A 2,403-nucleotide genomic window follows, 5' to 3' on the forward strand; every position below is an offset into this window, starting at 1 on the left:
AAGGCACCCATCACAGTTTGAACTGACGGGGGTAAAAAACTTAAATATGCCGCAACAACATATTTTGTCGCCACATCCAAAATACAAACTAAGGTAGGTCGACCGATAACAACTGAACGATCATCCGATAAGACAACCCAATCGAGAATGGTGTGGTCGAGCTCGAGCTTTTGATAAGGTCGCTCAGGACTGGACACCTTAAATGGTGTTCGAAATCTCTTCTTCGCTTCAGTCTTGCTGTAACGTTTCTCGATGACCTCGTACTTAGAAAAGTCAGAGATCAAGACTCGCCGAAATGAGCTGATAGAGATAGGCCTTTGACCCGCATGACCACAATCAACTAGATAGCGATCATAACAATCCGCCAAAGTTTCTTGGTCCTTTGACAGATAGTGCGTGTCAAGACTCTGAACCGCGAGCGCTCTAGATAAATTGTTTTTACCTGCAACTCGACGGCGGGTGGGGATCGCTAAACTTTGATCTTGATCATATTTTTTCAGCCAACGAGTCACATTACGCGCCGAGGGTGGAGCGATATCGCCCAGCGCCTTCGCAGCCTCCGACACCAGTCTTTCAATTTTAAGACCACTGACTGCGTTGGGCTCATAATGGCGAATATGCCTGACATATCCAATTTTTCGATTAGTCCGATACAGCACCTTTTCGCTTGAAAGCTGTTGCATAGACGTTGTGCATGTTGCTGCTTCGCCCTTCATCCTATCGTTAACAACAAGAGCGGAAGATTCAACTGCCTGGGAAACCTGTAATACGCTCATCTTGATCACGTCACCCGTCTCAACATTTTCGCAAACCACTTCGGAATGTCCAAGAACTCGCGATATGCGATAGGTCGCATCAACCATCTCAAACTCGGAACCAGTTTTTAGAGTAAAAGTATTCATCACCGACCTTTGGGGGAAGTTCTGCCAAGACTGCAACACTCTTGATTTCTCGATGTAGATCGAAGTCGAAGTTATGCTGGGCAACGAAAGTAAGTGCCTGATTTGTGGATATCTGCAATTTAGTTGCTAGCTCCAAGAGAGTTCCCACAAAAGGCTCACGCCCCGCATCAATCGGTGGGACAGCTAGGCTGATGGCCTCTAAATCTTGGGCATATCGGTATAGAAAATCCGCATTATCCAGGCGAGATTGATTGGCTAAAATCACGTCATCAGTGATCACGGCGAACGAATATCCCACGCTCACAACATGATCAGCAAAACAATTGAAAAAGCCTAAATCTTGATCAAGCCGACTCGAGTGCCGAACTTCTATGATGAGTTTTTTGCCGTTATCGAATTTGATCAAGAAATCCGGCGAATACCGAGTTCGAACATTCAGAAACTCGTCTGAATGCAAATCTAGCGTAAATGGCTCGGACTGGATTGAAACCACACCAGGGCAAAACAAGGCTTGCTTGAGGAAGGCAAGTTCTAGTTGGCTCTCCCAAGCGATTGGGACATCTTGAAGCCAAGGTGCCGATAGGCGCCCAACCCTTCGGTGCGGGCTACGGGTTACTACCTTTCTCTTTTCTAATCGGGAAGTTACCCAGGGTAAGCCGTCAAAGCTGCCGGGCAAGAACGAACTTCTCCAATACAACGAGGGTCCTGTCGATTTGGCAGACTGGCGGCAACTTTTGATGCCTTCAAATGACACCTTTTTTGAATTACAACTCATATGTCCGGGGAAAACGGATAAAAAGCATCAAGCAGACACTTCATGCTCACTAATATTGACAATCCCGAATAAATGAGTAAACTAAAGTTTCACACAAGTCCTCACTCAACGGGGCAGAAAGGGCTGGTGGTTTGCAGACCATCAGCCCTTTTACTTTTTGCTTACTTAAATTGAATTCATAGCACCCTCGATCTGTTGCGATCCGATAAGAATCGGAGCTCCGTCTCTAAATCCTCAAACTCAGTGGAAACACCTTGCTTCAAGCCTAGCGCCACCGCAATCCTATGGCTTTGCCCACGCACACACTTCCTCTCACCATCCAATACCTGATAAACAAGAGTGGGAGAAAAAGAATGCCGACGCGCCCATTCAGAAATTGACAGACCTCGTTCAGCAAAAAGTCGCTTAATCGAATCAGCTTGTAGAGGAGTAAGAGAGCCCACAGATATTCACTTTATTTTTCATATTTTTATAATAATGTACATTTTTGTTTACATCAATAGGAATTTTTACTGTTTTACACAACCGTGTACACTTATAACCATCCAACCTTAGATAGCGCCGCCCAATGAGCGAATACGAACACGATAAGCAGAGGCTCGGAGAACGAATCCGACAAGAGCGCGAACGGCTAGGAATGAGCCAAGAAGAGTTTGGCGAACTGGCAGGTACAAATCGGGTCACCCAGGCGCAGTATGAAAAGGGAATTCGAGAACCTAAGCATTC

At 45.9% G+C, this 2,403-nt stretch carries 4 protein-coding genes; 1 reads left to right on the top strand and 3 read right to left on the bottom strand.

The window, feature by feature from the left end; genetic code table 11:
* The 3 genes from A0129_RS15725 to A0129_RS15735 all read right to left on the bottom strand — a co-directional run.
* On the bottom strand, nucleotides 1–902 hold a 902-nt coding region (locus A0129_RS15725; protein WP_291716328.1), incomplete at its 3' end, for a hypothetical protein.
* A complete protein-coding gene (locus A0129_RS15730) occupies nucleotides 865–1,578 on the bottom strand; it encodes a TnsA endonuclease N-terminal domain-containing protein (RefSeq protein ID WP_291716329.1) in 714 nt (237 codons plus the stop codon). The genes A0129_RS15725 and A0129_RS15730, both read right to left, overlap by 38 nt.
* Nucleotides 1,579–1,853: 275 nt before the next feature.
* A complete protein-coding gene (locus A0129_RS15735) occupies nucleotides 1,854–2,120 on the bottom strand; it encodes a DNA-binding protein (RefSeq protein WP_291716330.1) in 267 nt (88 codons plus the stop codon).
* Nucleotides 2,121–2,245: 125 nt separating this feature from the next.
* On the opposite strand from A0129_RS15735, the gene A0129_RS15900 reads away from it, so the two are divergent.
* A partial coding sequence (locus A0129_RS15900) for a helix-turn-helix domain-containing protein (protein WP_367190017.1) occupies nucleotides 2,246–2,403 on the top strand: 158 nt, incomplete at its 3' end.

The organism is Limnobacter sp. CACIAM 66H1 (assembly GCF_001601825.1).
GTDB lineage: Bacteria > Pseudomonadota > Gammaproteobacteria > Burkholderiales > Burkholderiaceae_B > Limnobacter.